The organism is Candidatus Villigracilis saccharophilus (genome assembly GCF_016711665.1).
Window position 1 is genome coordinate 114,551 of record NZ_JADJSO010000079.1, and the last position, 15,699, is coordinate 130,249.

15 protein-coding genes and 1 tRNA gene are annotated in these 15,699 nt (G+C 50.0%); 6 read left to right on the top strand and 10 right to left on the bottom strand.

The genetic code is table 11. From position 1 onward, the window contains the following. Positions 1 to 244: 244 nt before the first annotated feature. From IPL17_RS24540 to hisS, 4 genes are all read right to left on the bottom strand, one after another. Positions 245 to 763 (bottom strand): tyrosine-type recombinase/integrase, encoded by a 519-nt coding sequence (locus tag IPL17_RS24540; protein ID WP_345309721.1) that lies wholly within the window; start codon positions 761 to 763, stop codon positions 245 to 247. Between the two features lie 109 nt (positions 764 to 872). After that, positions 873 to 945: transfer RNA gene (locus IPL17_RS24545), tRNA-His, on the bottom strand. Positions 946 to 1,078: 133 nt separating this feature from the next. Continuing rightward, positions 1,079 to 1,540, bottom strand: coding sequence for a GNAT family N-acetyltransferase (locus IPL17_RS24550; protein WP_345309722.1), 462 nt, complete (start codon positions 1,538 to 1,540; stop codon positions 1,079 to 1,081). Then, entirely contained in the window at positions 1,533 to 2,810 is a 1,278-nt protein-coding gene (gene hisS, locus IPL17_RS24555; RefSeq protein WP_345309723.1) for a histidine--tRNA ligase, read from the bottom strand. The genes IPL17_RS24550 and hisS overlap by 8 nt, the downstream gene beginning before the upstream one ends. Before the next feature lie 51 nt (positions 2,811 to 2,861). On the opposite strand from hisS, the gene IPL17_RS24560 reads away from it, so the two are divergent. The 6 genes from IPL17_RS24560 (at position 2,862) to IPL17_RS24585 (ending at position 10,031) form a co-directional block, all read left to right on the top strand. Next, the gene (locus IPL17_RS24560) at positions 2,862 to 3,242 is read left to right on the top strand and encodes an HIT family protein (RefSeq protein WP_345309724.1); all 381 of its coding nucleotides are present in this window, start codon (positions 2,862 to 2,864) and stop codon (positions 3,240 to 3,242) included. Positions 3,243 to 3,366: 124 nt separating this feature from the next. After that, positions 3,367 to 4,167: a class I SAM-dependent methyltransferase gene (locus IPL17_RS24565; RefSeq protein ID WP_345309725.1), complete on the top strand. Its 801-nt coding sequence runs from the start codon at positions 3,367 to 3,369 to the stop codon at positions 4,165 to 4,167. 55 nt (positions 4,168 to 4,222) lie between these two features. Further along, the gene (locus tag IPL17_RS24570; protein ID WP_345309726.1) at positions 4,223 to 4,855 is read left to right on the top strand and encodes a PIG-L deacetylase family protein; all 633 of its coding nucleotides are present in this window, start codon (positions 4,223 to 4,225) and stop codon (positions 4,853 to 4,855) included. A 13-nt stretch (positions 4,856 to 4,868) separates the two neighbouring features. Beyond that, positions 4,869 to 5,378 (top strand): DinB family protein, encoded by a 510-nt coding sequence (locus tag IPL17_RS24575; protein ID WP_345309727.1) that lies wholly within the window; start codon positions 4,869 to 4,871, stop codon positions 5,376 to 5,378. Positions 5,379 to 5,572: 194 nt separating this feature from the next. Next, complete coding sequence (locus IPL17_RS24580; RefSeq protein ID WP_345309728.1) at positions 5,573 to 6,322, top strand: toll/interleukin-1 receptor domain-containing protein; 750 nt, start codon at positions 5,573 to 5,575, stop codon at positions 6,320 to 6,322. Between the two features lie 22 nt (positions 6,323 to 6,344). Next, the gene (locus IPL17_RS24585; RefSeq protein ID WP_345309729.1) at positions 6,345 to 10,031 is read left to right on the top strand and encodes a WD40 repeat domain-containing protein; all 3,687 of its coding nucleotides are present in this window, start codon (positions 6,345 to 6,347) and stop codon (positions 10,029 to 10,031) included. Between the two features lie 181 nt (positions 10,032 to 10,212). Here the strand turns inward: IPL17_RS24585 and IPL17_RS24590 are convergent, their stop codons facing one another. The 6 genes from IPL17_RS24590 to sufD all read right to left on the bottom strand — a co-directional run bounded on the left by IPL17_RS24590 (position 10,213) and on the right by sufD (position 15,697). Further along, a complete protein-coding gene (locus tag IPL17_RS24590) occupies positions 10,213 to 11,304 on the bottom strand; it encodes a hypothetical protein (protein ID WP_345309730.1) in 1,092 nt (363 codons plus the stop codon). Between the two features lie 264 nt (positions 11,305 to 11,568). Then, entirely contained in the window at positions 11,569 to 11,916 is a 348-nt protein-coding gene (locus IPL17_RS24595) for a non-heme iron oxygenase ferredoxin subunit (RefSeq protein WP_345309731.1), read from the bottom strand. A gap of 4 nt (positions 11,917 to 11,920) precedes the next feature. Next, positions 11,921 to 12,316 carry a Fe-S cluster assembly sulfur transfer protein SufU gene (gene sufU, locus IPL17_RS24600; protein WP_345309732.1) on the bottom strand — a complete coding sequence of 132 codons (396 nt, stop codon included), beginning with the start codon at positions 12,314 to 12,316 and terminating at the stop codon, positions 11,921 to 11,923. Between the two features lie 2 nt (positions 12,317 to 12,318). Further along, positions 12,319 to 13,545 carry a cysteine desulfurase gene (locus tag IPL17_RS24605; RefSeq protein ID WP_345309733.1) on the bottom strand — a complete coding sequence of 409 codons (1,227 nt, stop codon included), beginning with the start codon at positions 13,543 to 13,545 and terminating at the stop codon, positions 12,319 to 12,321. A gap of 66 nt (positions 13,546 to 13,611) precedes the next feature. Then, a complete protein-coding gene (locus IPL17_RS24610; protein WP_345309734.1) occupies positions 13,612 to 14,223 on the bottom strand; it encodes a hypothetical protein in 612 nt (203 codons plus the stop codon). 67 nt (positions 14,224 to 14,290) lie between these two features. Then, the gene (gene sufD / locus IPL17_RS24615; protein WP_345309735.1) at positions 14,291 to 15,697 is read right to left on the bottom strand and encodes a Fe-S cluster assembly protein SufD; all 1,407 of its coding nucleotides are present in this window, start codon (positions 15,695 to 15,697) and stop codon (positions 14,291 to 14,293) included. Positions 15,698 to 15,699 lie beyond the last annotated feature (2 nt).

Sequence of the window (15,699 nt, forward strand, 5' to 3'; positions counted from 1 at the left end):
TCACCTTTAGGGTCTTGGAGTTGGGAGCCTGAAGGGTTTCGAACCCTCAACACATCTACTTTGCGGTGTCAGGGTGTTGTGCGGTGTAATGGCACTCAGCTTTAGGGTACGGGAGTATGTTATAGCGAGGCGGATTATACGCTATTTTTTAATCAAATGACTGGCGGGAAGGTACGGAGTTATGTTGCGCTGTTCGATGTCGCGGGAGTATTCTTCGACGGTTTTGGGTTTTCCCAGCTGCCCGCTACCTGAACGATGCGGGCGGGGGTGGCGAAGGATCGGCGGAGGTCGTGCGGGGAGAGTTTGATGTTGAGACGCCTGCCCCATTCGTTGACAAGCTGGGGCATGCCGTCACGTTTGAGTTCGTTGCGTTTGTTGCGTTAATGCAGAGAGTAGAAGAGGGTCTAGCAATTTTCGTCGCGGTCGGCAAGCCATTTGTAGATGCAGTTGGCGGTGGCTTTGGAGTAGACGGCGGTTTTCCATTGCCCCCTTTGACGATGACGGAGAGGGTTCTTTCCTGCAAGTCGAGATTTTTGAGGGTGAGATGAGCCAGTTCGCTGGAACGCAAGCCGGTGTCGAGGGCTAGAACGGAGAGGGCAAGGTCACAGGCGTCTTTGGGGGTGTGAGGGCCGAACATGGCCAGTAGTTCCCGGGCTTTTTCCATGGAGAGGACACGCTTTCGCAGGGGGTGACCCGCTTTAGTTTTGCGGCAGGCGCGGTTAAATAGCGCGTTCTGCCAAATGCAGTAAACGCTCGAACTCATATTGACTACGCCCTTCTTCTTTTCTTCTCATTTTTCATATATTTTTAAAATCAAAACCACCTTCAAAAACGAAGGTGGTTTTGATTTTGGAAATACGCTTACTTTTGTGGGAGGATGACGGGGAACGATCCCGCAACATTCGCCTCCACAGGGCGACGCTCTGCCAATTGAGCTACATCCTCCGTGCTTAATTTCGTATTGCTTCTTTTCTCGCTTGAACCTAAGTGCATAACACTCTGCCGTTGAGCTACAGGCTTCATAGAAGCTTATCTTGACGGCTACAAGTCATGGAAGCGGTCATGATTTTACCACAAATTATCTCAACTTTAACTCAGCCACCACCTCGCCTTCAACAACCTCCCCTGTTTCCACAAAACCCAAACTGGCGTACAATTTTCGTGCGCCGTCATTATCAGGCTCGTAACTAATGCCAACAGTATTAACCCGTTCGTCTGCGCGGAAAATTTCAAGCATCTTTATCATTCCAAAGCGCCCGAAACCTTTGCCTTGAAAATTTTCGTCCACCATCAAACGCTGAATATAAGCCTGATGTTTGGGATACAAAAAATTAAAACCGTACATCAAAAATCCCACAGGCACATCACCGTCATAGATCCCATAAGCAAACAAATCCCAATGACCCTCGAATTCATCGCCAAATTGTGCCTGCGCGATCGAATACAAATTCGAAGCCACAAATCTTCTTTGATCTTCCCGAACTTTCAGGCTGATCAATGTTTGCCAGTTTTCTTGTGTGACAGGGCGTATTTCAGGCATTTTTCAAAAATTCTTTTATAAACTCAACAAGCGCATCCCGCTTCACTGTGACCTGTTCACCGTTGACCAGGTTCTTGACCGCCACCTGGGCATTGGCCGCCTCATCGGGACCAATCGTCAGCGCGATGCTGGCCTTCATTTTATCCGCGAATTTGAATTGCTTCTGAAGCTTGGCGGGCTCGGGGTAGCACAACACATTGAGACCCGCGCCGCGCAACTCTGCCGCGAGGGAAAAGGATTCGCGCATCAGGTTTTCATCAAAAATCGTTACAAAGACGGGAGCGGGGCTTGGGATGAATTCAGGAAGCAAACCCTTCTCCTGCAAAAATATCCCCGCCACCACATCCCCCATCGCGAAGCCGACACCCGAAAGCGGCTGTCCGCCCACGTCTGCGAGCAGATTGTCATAGCGGCCGCCGCCCAGGATGGCGCGCTTCAATGAACCGCTGGTGTCAAAGGCTTCGAAGACCGTGCCTGTGTAATACAACAACCCGCGCATAATGTTCGGGTCGAATTTAACATACTCCTTGACGCCCAATGCTTCAAGCGCGGCGAACAGACGCACAAGCTCGTCACTCTTTTTCCACAGATCAAAATTACCGAGAATGTCCTTCAAGCCTGCAAGCTGGGATTCGTTCAGACCAAGTTCAATTGCGTACGCATCCCACTTCGCAGGTTCCATCTTAGTGCGGCGATCCACTAAATTGGAGACATCCATTCGCTTCTCTACAGAAATCTCCAAGGCATCGAATTCTGAATCCATCAGCCGCCGATTATTCACATAGATCAGAGCCAGATCAGGGGTAATCCCGACCGAACGCAGGAAAGTCGCGCCAACCGCGATCAGTTCAGCGTCCGCTTCGGGCGAGGCAACTCCCAGCATGTCGATATTCCACTGGAAGAATTCGCGCGTGCGTCCCTTTTGCGGCTGTTCATACCGCCAGAATGGACCGAACGACCACCAGCGCACAGGATAGGTCAACTCGCCCTGTTTGGCCGCGATCATGCGCGCCAGACTCGGCGTGAGCTCGGGACGCAGGGTAACAAAATCTCCGCTGCGATCGGTGAAGGTAAAGGATTGTTTCTTGACAAGTTCTTCGCCGGACTTGGCCGCGTACAGATCGATCGACTCAATAAAGGGCGCGTCCCATTCCTGATATCCGAACATGCGCGAAGCAGCGCGGACTTTTTCATATATGTAATTGCGCAGCGCCATTTGTTCGGGATAAAATTCGCGCGTGCCTTTGACAGGTTGTATTTTGTTCGCCATAATGACTCCAGTGCGCAAATTCTATCATGAGTTCTCAAGGAGAAATAAAAAATGAATAGTTGCCGTTTTTGTGATCGTTTATCTGACCGAACTGAGACCATTCTCGAAAATGATCTGTGCGTGTTTTTACAGAAAGAAGAAGCTGTTTTGATAGGTTCTGGTCTGATCATTCCACGCGCGCATCGTGAAACCGTCTTTGACCTCACCGCTGCGGAGTGGACCGCCCTCTACGATATCATCCACCAGGCAAAAACCATGCTGGATCAAACATATCATCCCGATGGGTATAACCTTGGCTGGAATTGCGGCGCGATTGGCGGACAACATGTATTTCACGCGCATCTTCATATCATCCCGCGCTATAAAAACGAACCTCATGCGGGCAAAGGAATTCGGTATTGGCTGAGTCAGGATGAAAATAAGCGGAAATGAGCAATCAAAATTCAACCACTGAATTTTGATTGGATGTTGGTATAATTAAAAAGTTATTTATTGCTTGCGACTCAGTCGCTTGTTCAGAGGACGACCGAAGTTGTCACTACAACAGGAGAGATAAATGAAAATAGATTATCAGGAACCGAGCAAAGACCTGCTCATGCGCATTGATATTCACGAAAAATACGGCTCAGCCAACATCGATGTGTGGACGAACGATCTTCTCAAACCGCAGGCGGGCATGAACATTCTCGATGTCGGCTGCGGCGCGGGAAAATTGTCCTTTCTCTTTAACGAATACACCAAAGGCGGCGCAAAGATCACGGGCGGCGACTTCTCGGAAGAACTGCTCGACAAGGCGCGCGAGAAGAATAAAAAGATCGGCGCGAATATTGATTTCCAGTTTTTGGATTTTAATCAGCCGTTCAACTTCCCCGAAAACACCTTTGATCTGTGTACGAGCGCATTCGCCATCTATTACGCGTCAGACCTCGACTTTACATTTGGTGAAGCTCATCGGGTGCTGAATTCTGGCGGACGGCTTTTTGTCTCCGGTCCATTGCCCGAGAACAAGCAGATGTTCTATGACATCATTAAGGAAGCCACCAACGCAACCATCCCCCCGATGCCCGGTTCCTCACGCTTCAAGGGCGACATCTTCAATACCATCAGCAAAATATTCGCAAAGACCGAATTACATAAATTCGAAAATCATTTAACCTTCCCCGAGGTCGCGCCGTTCATTGATTATGTCCGCGCATCTCTGGGCGAAGACCGCAAACTGTGGACATCCATGTTCAACGGCGCAGATGAATACGAAGCCTTGATCGGCAAGATCGAAGCTGTGGCAAAGAAATGGTTTGAACGCGACGGCAAACTGGTCATGACCAAAGTTGTCGGCGGAATTCTGGCGACAAAATAAAAATAGCATGTCATTGCGAGGGCGTCTTTGCTCTTCGCAATGACATAAACATATCATGAATTTCTTCGGCAAAAGAGTCTTATTCCTCGGCGCGCACCCTGATGATATCGAGATCGGGTGCGGAGCTTTGATCCATCACATTGTTGATCAAACGGAGATTTTGTGCGTCACGCTTTCAGACAATCAAAAAAATCCCGACCTGGTCAATGTAAAGAGCGAGCATCTTAAATCCATGCAGGTGCTGGGTGTGCCTGAGACAAAGATCATCTTTGGGCCTTTTATTACACGCGTTTTTCCTGATGCGCGGCAGGAAATTCTTGAGTATTTTCTAAAACTGCGCAGGGAATTCCAACCCGATTTGATCTTCGTCCACTCGAAACAGGATGTCCATCAGGACCATCTCACCATGACCGACGAAGCCCTGCGCGCCTTTCGGGGAATCACCGTTCTGGGGTTTGACGTGGTGCGCTCCTCCTATGGATTCTTTCCGCATTTTTTGGTGGAAGTTTCGGAAGAGGATGTTCAAAACAAGATCGAAGCGCTCTCGCAATATGAAACCTATCGCGACAGGTATTACTTCAACAGCGAATTGACCCGCTCGATCATGGTCAGGCACGGCGCGCTGGCCGAGGTCCCGTTTGCTGAAGGATTTGACATTTTAAGGATCGTTGGAAAGTTCGAAGTTTGAAAAAGAGGCGCGGATGAAATTCACAGAACTCTATCAGGAAATGGTCAGCGGCACGGAAATTTTACAGGCTCTGCTTGCCAACGTTTCACAGGCGGAGGCGCGGATCAAGCCCTCCGATGCGGACTGGTCCATTCTTGAGGTGGCCTGCCACCTTTACGACGAGGAGCGAGAGGATTTCCGTGAGCACCTGGATTTCATCCTCAATCGCCAAAACGAAGAATGGCATGTGATCGATCCACAAGACTGGGTCATATCCCGAAAATATAACGAACAAAATTTTATTGAGGTACAAAAGAAGTTTTTCGAAGAGCGCGTAAAATCCCTGGACTGGTTGATCGATCAGGCGGATAAAGATTGGGACACGACCTATACCTCCGAATATGGATCCGTCTCCGCCGGAGAAATGTTCGCCTGTTGGGTGGCGCATGACAATTTGCATATCCGTCAACTGGTGGAATTAAAGCGCCTGCAGATCGTAAGGATCACCCAGCCATTTCCCATCGGGTATGCGGGAGATTGGTAAGCCGATCACAGAAACACACGGCCTTGTTTATTTGAATATCCAGAGTGCAAAGTATGAGACTTTACACTCTGGATATTCTATTTTTTTATTGACAATTAAGACCTAAAAACCATATAATGACTAATGTCAGGGGGAAGAATACCAGGCGTATTTTTGGCTTAATGATTGTCGTGAATTATTTGAAGAGGAGCACTATGCAAAATTATGAGCAGGCGGTATTTATTTCCTATGCATGGGGCGGCGAACGGGAAGAAATTGTCAACAAGGTTGATGAAGCCCTGCAATCACGCGGCATCAAAATCACTCGAGACAAACGTGACCTGGGTTACAAGGGATCCATCAAGGAATTTATGGAGCGCATCGGGCAGGGAAATTGCGTGATCGTGATCGTCAGCGACAAGTATTTAAAGTCCCCAAACTGTATGTTCGAATTGGTCGAGATCGCCGAAAACAAACAATTCCATGACCGCATCTTCCCGATCGTTCTGGCAGATGCCGATATTTACGATCCCGTCAAAAGGATCGGCTACGTAAAATATTGGGAGGACAAGAGGGCGGAATTGGCAGAAGCCATGAAAACCTTAGATCCCGCAAATTTACAGGGCATTCGGGATGACATGGATATGTACGACCGCATCCGGGACAAGATATCCGGCTTGACCAGCACCTTGAAAGATATGAATACGCTCACACCGGAAATGCATCAGGATGCAAATTTTAGTCATTTATATGACGCCATCGAGAAAAGAATGAAGAAAAATCCTTCGGCCGACACAGGCGGAACGGAAGAAGAAGCGGGGAGAATCAATGCGACTCCCAAACCAAGCGACAATGTAACTGCCAACAATGGAAGCACTGCCGTTGGAAATATTCAAGTCGGCGGGAACCTGACTGGAAATATTGTGATCGGGAATAATAACTCGATCAACGATAACAAGAAATAAAGTCCGCCCGGAATAGCCAACGATGAGTGACGAGAACAAAAAAGAAGAGGCGCGAGTTCAAGCAGACAATCATAGCATTGCGGTTGGCAGTATTTCCGCGGGCGGCAACATTGGCGATATCAACATAAATACCGGATACTCTGTTGAACAAGTCACTGTTCTGATCGACCGGCTACAATCCACGTTCCAACCCAAACCATTTGATGGAGGCTGTCCCTACAAGGGCTTGGACGTCTTCGAGGAAGAAGACGCCGAACTATTCTTCGGGCGCGAGAAGTTGGTGGAGGATCTCGTCAGCCGCGTAAAGGACTCCCGGACGGTATTCGTCACAGGTCCGTCTGGAAGCGGAAAGTCATCGCTGGTGCGCGCGGGGTTGATCCACGCCTTGAGGCAGGGAAAAATCAAAAGCAGTGAACGCTGGTTGTATGCGACCTTGAAGCCGGGCCGCGACCCGATCGACTCTTTGGCAAATGCATTCTCACGTTTGAAGTCGCCTGAACTGGGCAATTATTTTCGTCAGCACGTCGATCAAGTCAAGGTATTGCATGAGTGCGCGGAATCAGCGTTAACAGAAAATAAGACTCAGCGTCTTGTGCTTTTCATTGACCAATTTGAGGAAGTCTTTACTCAGATCAGCAATGAAGCGGAACGCTCGGTATTTCTTAATTTGCTGACCCATGCCGCCACGGCCGAGAGTGGACGCGTGATCATCCTGTTCTCCATGCGCTCGGACTTTGTCTCGAACTGCGCGGCCTATCCACAACTCAATGAGATATTGAATCAGCAATTCGTTCAGATCGGCGCGATGCAGCCACAGGAATTGGTGAGCGCCATTGCACAGCCCGCCCTGCGCGTGGGTCTGCGGATCGACCCCGACCTGATCGCGCAGATCATCAATGAAATGAAAGGTGAACCAGGCGCGCTGCCGTTGATGCAATTTGCACTCAAGGATCTATTCGATTCTCAAAAAGCGAAAAACAGCCTGATCGCACTGACTCTCAATGATTATCTGCTGCGCGGCGGCATCCATAAAGCACTGGAAAGACACGCTGATGATTCGTTTTCAAAATTAAGCAGGAACGAACAGGAGCTAACCCGCTCCATCTTCAGCCGATTGATCGAGGTCGGGCGCGGCGTACAGGATACCCGCCGCACGGCATTGTTCAACGAACTTGTTCCGCAGAATGCAAAGGCGCAGGATGTGGAATCCATCATCCAAAAACTCGCCGATGCGCGCCTGGTGACAACAGATGAACAGGCGGGTCAGGATACGGTTACGATCTCGCATGAAAAATTGATCGACGCCTGGCCGTGGTTAAAAAAGCTGGTCAATGAAAACCGCGACGTGATCACTTTGCAAAATGAAATTGCCAATGACGCGAAAGAATGGAATGATCATCAGCGCGAGAAAAGCTATTTGTATATCGGCGCCAGGCTGGTCAACGCGCGGGAACAATTGGATGCGAAGAAAATTGCATTAAGCGGCCTCGCCCAGGATTTTGTAAAGGCGGGATACGCGCGCCAACGGCAGAATGCGGCGCTGCTAATCGCGGGTGTATCCACGATCATTGTCTTTCTAGTGATCGCAGTGATCGTATTCAGCCGGCAGTCAAGTGAAAATGCGGATCTGGCGAAGCAGGCGCATTTGCGTGAATTGGCCGCTCAGTCTTCATTGCTGCGCGACCAGCGTTTTCAAACATCGCTGTTATTGGGCCTGGAGGTATTTAATCAACTGGGGAATAATCCGCAAACACTCGGTTTATTGCTCGACCATGTCCAAAGTCACCCACAACTACGTCAATATCTCATGGGACATGCAGGGTCAGTAAACGCCGTCGCCATCAGCCCGGACGGTAAAATCCTCGCATCGGGCAGCGCTGACGGACAGATCATTTTCTGGGATCTGGGAACGAACAAACCGATCGAACCTAAAATAAAAAGCTCAAACGATCTTTCGGTAAACAGCCTGGCTTTCAGTCCTGATGGAAAGATTCTTGCTTTCGGAAGCGAAGACGGTACGGTTACCCTGTGGGATGTAGACTCTCGTCAAAGCATCGGCGCTCCGTTGAGTGGACACAGCGGTCAGATCAATAGCGTAGCGTTCAGCCCCGATGGAAATATTCTTGCATCGGGGAGTGATGACAAAACCATAATTTTCTGGGATGTGGACCTGCATGAAAAGATCGGGCAGTCGCTCGCTGAACATTCGGATCGGGTAAACAGCATCACCTTCGGTTCGGATGGGACAATGCTTGCATCCGCAAGCGCAGACGGGTCAATCATCCTTTGGAATGTTGAAACACAGCAACCCATCGGGAGTCCTTTGCAGGGACACACGGGGTCTGTTCAGAGCGTCGCGATCAGCCCGGATGGAAAACTTCTCGCATCAGGAAGCGAAGATACCACCATCATGTTGTGGGACATCCCGACACAGACCTCCATAGGTCAACCGCTAACCACTCATTCAAACCGGGTTAACAGCATTGCCTTCAGCCCAGACGGAAAGACTTTCGCCTCAGGGAGTTACGACAGCAGCATTATCATTTGGGATTCCGTAACGCATCAAGCGGTCGGGGAACCCCTCAGCGGGCATACCGGTTCGATCAATTCCATTGCATACAATCCAGATGGAAAGACCCTTGTATCTGGAGGGATCGATACCGCCATTATTCTGTGGAACACCACAAAAAGTCTACCTATTGGACAGATAATAAAACCAAATGCAAGGAGAATCAACAGCGCAGCCTTCAGCCCGGATGGAAAAATGATCGCCTTGGGCGCTTTAAACAATTCAGTCACCCTGTGGGATGCAGACACGTATCAACCTATCGGAGATCCGCTGACAGGACAATCTGCGTCGATCAACAGCGTTGCCTTTAGCCCGGATGGAAATCTCCTTGCCTCTGGAAGCGCGGATAAGACAATCCTCTTGCGGGACGCGAAAACACAAACCCCAATTGGAACGCCCCTGACCGGACATTCAAACCCTGTTAATATTGTCGCCTTCAGCCCGGACGGGGCAACCCTCGCTTCGGGGGATTCTGGCGGCGTCATCGTCTTATGGGATGTGGAAACACACGACCCGATCGGTCCGCGCCTGGCGGAACACACAGACTCGGTCAATGATCTTGTCTTCAGCGCGGATGGAAAAATGCTCGCATCCGCAAGCTCTGACGGCGCGATCATTCTTTGGGATCTAAGCGTAAAGCCGCCAAAAGGCCAGTCTCTCTCGAAACAATCTGTTTCGGTAAATTGTATCGCCTTCAGCCCTGATGGAAAAATCTTAGCCGCAGGCAACAGTGACGGCGCGATCATTCTTTGGGATATGAACACCCGTGAAGTTCTCGGTCAGCCTTTATTGGGGCACTCTGGTCTGGTAAAGACGATCGTGTTTAGTCCAGATGGAACGACCCTTGCCTCCGGAGGTTTCGACAGCAACATCATTTTATGGGACGTAGTCACCCGGCAGCCCATTGGTCAGCCCCTTACTGGACATACAGGCGCGATTTTTAGTCTCGCGTACAAACCAAATAGCAAAATCCTCGCATCCGGCAGCATCGACAACACCGTAATATTATGGAACCTGGATCCCCAGATTTGGGTTGCAGATCTATGCCGGCGGGTTGGCCGTACCTTCACGCAAGATGAATGGAAACAGTATTTCGAAAATCAACCCTATCTGCAAAACCAATCACCTTGCGATCAATGAACATCGCAAATAATCTGGACGCGGCCTGCGAAAAGAAACAGCACCACAGTAAAAGTGGATGTTGACAAAGGAACAAAATCAACCGCAAAGTTCGTAAAGCTGTATAGAGGTCTTTTGCGCTCTTTGTGAGCCTTGCAGTTCAATCAGTGTTCCTACCCGAAAGAATCAACCCAATAATGCTTCATTGACATTCGCAGGTATTCGGATCATACGCCCCTCCGCCATTGCCGTCACAATTGGGCGGCGGGTCGCAGCTCAGGGGATTGCCCTGATCATCGTTGGTCGGGGCGTCAATCGACTCCAAATCCGGCTGGCAGGCTTTTGGCTCATTCCCCACGATTTCAAAACCATAAGCTTCCCAGCAGGTATTGTCCACAGCGTACAGCGCGCCCAGGGGATAGAATTCCTTACTCCTGATGGGAGAGCCTGCCTCTGCTTCGTCGAAGCGATCGTTGTAGTCAAATTTCGAGACATCTTTCAAACCCGCATCGGACACTACTCCCAGGGTAAAAAACGAGCCGATCAGGGATCTTTTGAACGCAAATTGAACCAGCGCTTTTTGACCTTCAACCATGCGCGCCCAGGCCAGGTCGGGATCGGAACCCAGCCCGGCCCCGCCATCGAACACAAGAGAGTCGTACCCGTCGCCGCTAAAGACATTCTCCGACTGTGTCACAGACGATCCGCCTGAATCAACATTCGAATCCTGAAAGACCTGGACAATACTCACATCCCACTCAACCGTATAGGGCGGATGCGCCCAAATGATGTAATCGCCAAACCCATCCAGATTCAAATCTATCTCAACCCCATAATTGATCCCCAAAGAATTGTTGGGGTTATCCCCCAGCAATTCGATCGAAACGTAATACCAGTCTTCATCCTGACTCAGGTTGAAGTTAAGGATATCCATGTCTGGAATGTACACCATATCCTTTTGGAACGGTCGCTCAAAGCGGTTGATTTTATAAGAATCACCATAAGGCGCTCGTTCTTCGGCCGCCGTACTCGAAGACTCCACATCAGCGATCAGTTTTCCCGGCGGGGGTGTGGTCTCGCCTGGCCTGACCGCATGATCAACAACAGGCAAATTCGTTGCTGTTGGAGTTTCATTCCCACCCGGTTCCTCCACTTCCGCCGCAGGCTCAGCGGTGGCTGTGTCTACACTATCTACGACAGGTTGCGGGGTGTCAGCAAAAAATGATAATGCGCAAGCCTGATTAACGATCAGAACAAACACGATATACAAATAAAAAAATTTGGGGATGTTCATTCTTACTCCTGCTGTCTCGAATCCACATAAACGGTTAAATAACTATAAATTTACTTTTAAGACATGCCAAAGATCACATCTCAGCGGCAGGGAACCGTAACAACCATCCACAAGAAAAAACACCAGCGCAACCTATTCGGTTCGGAAAACTAATCTACTTACCGGGTCGATCCCGGCGCTATTTCAAAAAGATGCATTCTAAAAATTAAACAAAAAAATGCCCATGCAGTCTACAAGGGCATTTGGATCTAAGGGGCAAGGACTTTATACCTTTGGTATTCCCACAAAAATATTCCCATCCACCAGTTTCACCGGGTAGGCCGGGATATCGATCACCGCCGGCATGGCCATGGCCTTCCCTGTGCGGACATCAAACTCCGCGCCATGACGCGGGCAGACGATATTATGATCCTCAAGCAGACCATCCCCAAGCGGACCGTCATCATGCGAACAGACATCTCCGATCGCGAAGAGCTGACCCGCGATATTAAAGATCACAATCGGCCTGTCGCTCAGATCAACAAACAAACGCTCCCCGTTCGGGAGCTCAGAAACGGGAGCGATCTCTACAAATTCAATTTTTGATTCGTCAATGGTTGCATAATTAAACATGAGCTTATTCCGTCAACTCGTCGCCAGCCTCACCCAATCCATACACACCCGCTTTCAACACCTTCAGCGAAAGCAGGGCGCATTTCAAGCGCACAGGTCCGAGATCAATGCCCAGCAATTCGAGCACGGACTCCTTGTTCAGTTTTTTCACATCGTCCAAAGGCTTGCCGATAATGGATTCGACCAGCAAATCTGCGGAGGCCTGCGAGATGGCACAGCCGTGCCCATCAAAACGGGCATCAGTCACCAAACCATCATCGCCTACGCGCAAATCAATCTGGATATGATCGCCGCACAGGGGATTATTATCTGCAAATGAAATATCATGCGGGTCGAGCTTCCCGCGGTGGGATGGATTTTTATAGTGCTCGATAATTACTTCACGATACAAATCATCCATGATTAACCAAACATTTCCTTGACCTTATAAATTCCATTCACCAGCAGGTCAACTTCATCTTTTGTATTATACAAATAGAAGGAGGCGCGGCTTGTGGCTGGAATTCCAAATTTTTCATGTAAGGGTTGTGCGCAATGGTGCCCCGCCCTCACCGCGATCCCGTCCCGGTCCAAAATTTGCGCCACATCATGCGGATGCACGCCCTCAAGTGTGAAGGCTGCCACCCCGCCTTTTTTATCGGCTGAAGGACCAAATAATTTCACGCCGGGAATCTCTTCAAGGCGCTCCAATGCGTATTCCGTGATCTCATGTTCATGCGCGGCGATATTGTCCATGCCGAGGCTGGTCAGGTAATCGACCGCGGCTCCGAATCCGACCGCTTCTGCGATCGCAGGTGTGCCCGCCTCAAACTTATGCGGTAATGTGTTCGGGCGGAAAGAGCGCAGTTTCACTTCTTTGATCATATCTCCGCCGCCCAAAAATGGGGGCATGGATTCAAGCAAGGCAACTTTCCCATACAGCGCGCCGATACCGGTTGGTCCGCACATCTTATGCGCGGAAAATGCGTAAAAATCCGCATCCAGGGCCTGCACGTCTACTGTCAAATGCGGAACGGATTGCGCGCCATCCACCAACGTTATTGCGCCTGCATCATGCGCGAGATGGATGATCTCAGCGGCGGGGTTGATCGTCCCAAGCACATTGGACATGTGCGTAAACGAGACCAGCTTTGGGCGGCGGGAGAGCAGCGTGCTATATGCCTCAAGATCCAGCAGGCCGTCTTCCGTCACTGGAATAAAATCCAATTCGATGCCGCGCTCCGCCTGGAGCATTTGCCAGGGAACAAGATTACTATGGTGTTCCATTTCAGTCAGGAGCACAAGGTCGCCCTGTATTAAATTCGCGCGCGCCCAGCTGTAAGCAACCAGATTAATTGACTCGGTGGTATTGCGCGTGTAAATGATCTGACGCGCTGAAGCCGCATTGATAAACCTGGCGATCTTTTCACGGGCCGCCTCATACAAAGCGGTCGCCTCCTCGGCAAGTGTATGCACGCCGCGATGGATGTTCGCGTTCGAATGACGGTAATAATCATCCATTGCCTGAAGCACTGATAATGGCTTCTGCGAAGTAGCCGTTGAATCCAAATATGTCAGACGTACGCCCGGCCTGATCTCACGCTCAAGAATTGGAAAATCTTTTCGAACTTCAGTTAAATTTAATTTCATGGGTCAAGTTAACAAATAAACGAACAGACCGGTTTCGTTTTCAACCAGTCTGCTCGCTCATTGTGCCTAATAATCTGGAATAAAATCTTTTTTGACAGCTTTTTTGCCCGGAAGAGGGCGAATATGCTCCGAGGTGACAGGGAACCAGAGAATGCGATCAGGCACCATCCAGCCGTCTGTGAGATAAACATTTGAGCGAAATTGCACGGCGACAAGTTTATTATCCACTTGAACCACAATGCCCTTGACCCAGCCGCGGATGCGCTCGCGATTCTTTTCGTGATCGCAAAACACTTCGACAGTATCCCCCACTTCAAAGGCATGTTCAATTCCTGGCGCTTTCATAAAGGAAAATTGATTTACTCGCACCGAGCGTTTGACAGGCCGCCGTCGTTCAGTGAGCGGGTTTACTATGCGTTTTATCACAACCACAGGTTTGGCAACCCGTTTTGCCGAAACCTTGGGCGCAGCCGCTGCTTCTACAACCGCATCGACCTTGATTTCCGGCTGGACCGACACAGGCCCGCTTTTCGATTTCTCAGCTTGTTTTGTCATTGACTTCCTTGATGGCTCTACTTTTACAATCGGCTTTGACGGCACCTTCTTTGTCACTTTTACCCTCACCACAGGTTTTGATTTGGTCTTTACCCCAGGCTTAGCTTTGGATTTCACGGCCATGACTCACATCCTATCTTTGATTATAGAGACGCCCTCGGTCTCTTTTATAACTAATTCTTAGATCCTGTTATGAAGCGGACAATTTATCCTGTATCGCCTGTTGAAATCTCTCACGCACGCCTTCAAAGGGGATACGCTGCATGATGGGGTCAAAAAATCCCTCGACCACCAAACGCTCCGCATCCGCTTGTGGAATGCCGCGGCTCTTGAGATAGAACAACGGTTCCTTCTCCAACTTTCCAACGGTCGCGCCATGCGTACAGCGAACATCATCAGCCAAAATTTCCAGCCCTGGAATTGAATCCGCGCGGGCCTGGTCGTCCAGCACAAGGTTGCGATTGGCTTGATAACCATCCGTCTTCTGCGCGCCGGGCGCAACGTAGATCATTCCCTGCCACACGGAGCGGCTCCTGCCCTTCAACGCGCCTTTGAACAACAAATCACTGGTGGTATGCGGAGCAAGATGATTCTGCTGGGTATCATGGTCAAGGTGCTGGGATCCGTCTGTAAAATAGAAACCAGACATACGTCCCTGCGCGCCTTCACCCGCCAGGTCAAGGTCTGAGAAGTTCTTCGTCAAGCGTGAGCCGACCGCGCCAAAGATCCAATCGAGATTACCACCACGCTCAACATGAGCACGCTCATGAGAGAAGTTCCAGACATGGCGGCCCCATGATTGCAGTTCTACAAAGCGCAGACTTGCATTTTTACCGACATGAATTTCAACGATCCCCGCGTGCATGGCATGACCGATTTCGCTGGGGGAAGCGGCTTCATGAACATAAGTCACTGAAGCGCCGTCTTCCACGTAAACGATCAAATGTGAAAAATGAGCCAGATCAACGCCCGGACCCCATAGAATGGAGTGAAGCGGAGTTTCGACAACTACGTTCTTTGGAACATATAACAACACGCCATTACCAGCCAGGGCTGATGCCAGCGCCGCAAACTTGCCGTCTTCAGGTTTGACCACCGTGCCGATCAGCCGATTGAGAAGCTCCGGGTTCTCGCGCTCTGCGGTGCGAATGTCAGTGAAGATCACGCCCCTGGCGACCAGAGCAGGGTCAAGGTCCACGCGTGAACCGCCGGGCAAAAGTGTGATCTGCCCGCCATGCTGCTCGCCCGTCAAGGGTTTGAGCAGATATTCAGGCACAACCGGCAGATCTTCAAACGCGCCTTCTTTGGGCAGTTTGAAATCAGACGCGGGCATTAATCTTAAGTCAGTGCGCCGCCAGGGCTCATCACTTGTAATTGGCATGGAAAATTTCGTGAACGCATCCCACGCCTTGCTTCGGATACCTTTCAAGCCGCCAGCGGGAATGGCATCGGCTGTAAAGGAAAATTCCTTCGCAGCCGAGTCACGTCGAGTTCGAGTAACAGTTACTTTTGGTTTCTCTTGCATTAAAAGACAAGCGTCAAAGGTCGAAAGTCGAAGGTCAAAGATCACGGACTTGTGACCTTTGACTTTTGACATCT

Excerpts from the sequence above, each read along its gene's own strand:
- IPL17_RS24585 (WP_345309729.1), top strand. The coding sequence starts at position 6,345 with ATGAGTGACGAGAACAAAAAAGAAGAGGCGCGAGTTCAAGCAGACAAT.
- IPL17_RS24575 (WP_345309727.1), top strand. The coding sequence starts at position 4,869 with ATGAAATTCACAGAACTCTATCAGGAAATGGTCAGCGGCACGGAAATT.
- IPL17_RS24550 (WP_345309722.1), bottom strand. The coding sequence starts at position 1,540 with ATGCCTGAAATACGCCCTGTCACACAAGAAAACTGGCAAACATTGATC.
- IPL17_RS24560 (WP_345309724.1), top strand. The coding sequence starts at position 2,862 with ATGAATAGTTGCCGTTTTTGTGATCGTTTATCTGACCGAACTGAGACC.
- IPL17_RS24570 (WP_345309726.1), top strand. The coding sequence starts at position 4,223 with ATGAATTTCTTCGGCAAAAGAGTCTTATTCCTCGGCGCGCACCCTGAT.
- IPL17_RS24595 (WP_345309731.1), bottom strand. The coding sequence starts at position 11,916 with ATGTTTAATTATGCAACCATTGACGAATCAAAAATTGAATTTGTAGAG.
- hisS (WP_345309723.1), bottom strand. The coding sequence starts at position 2,810 with ATGGCGAACAAAATACAACCTGTCAAAGGCACGCGCGAATTTTATCCC.
- IPL17_RS24605 (WP_345309733.1), bottom strand. The coding sequence starts at position 13,545 with ATGAAATTAAATTTAACTGAAGTTCGAAAAGATTTTCCAATTCTTGAG.
- IPL17_RS24590 (WP_345309730.1), bottom strand. The coding sequence starts at position 11,304 with ATGAACATCCCCAAATTTTTTTATTTGTATATCGTGTTTGTTCTGATC.
- sufU (WP_345309732.1), bottom strand. The coding sequence starts at position 12,316 with ATGGATGATTTGTATCGTGAAGTAATTATCGAGCACTATAAAAATCCA.
- IPL17_RS24565 (WP_345309725.1), top strand. The coding sequence starts at position 3,367 with ATGAAAATAGATTATCAGGAACCGAGCAAAGACCTGCTCATGCGCATT.
- IPL17_RS24540 (WP_345309721.1), bottom strand. The coding sequence starts at position 763 with ATGAGTTCGAGCGTTTACTGCATTTGGCAGAACGCGCTATTTAACCGC.
- IPL17_RS24610 (WP_345309734.1), bottom strand. The coding sequence starts at position 14,223 with ATGGCCGTGAAATCCAAAGCTAAGCCTGGGGTAAAGACCAAATCAAAA.
- IPL17_RS24580 (WP_345309728.1), top strand. The coding sequence starts at position 5,573 with ATGCAAAATTATGAGCAGGCGGTATTTATTTCCTATGCATGGGGCGGC.
- sufD (WP_345309735.1), bottom strand. The coding sequence starts at position 15,697 with ATGTCAAAAGTCAAAGGTCACAAGTCCGTGATCTTTGACCTTCGACTT.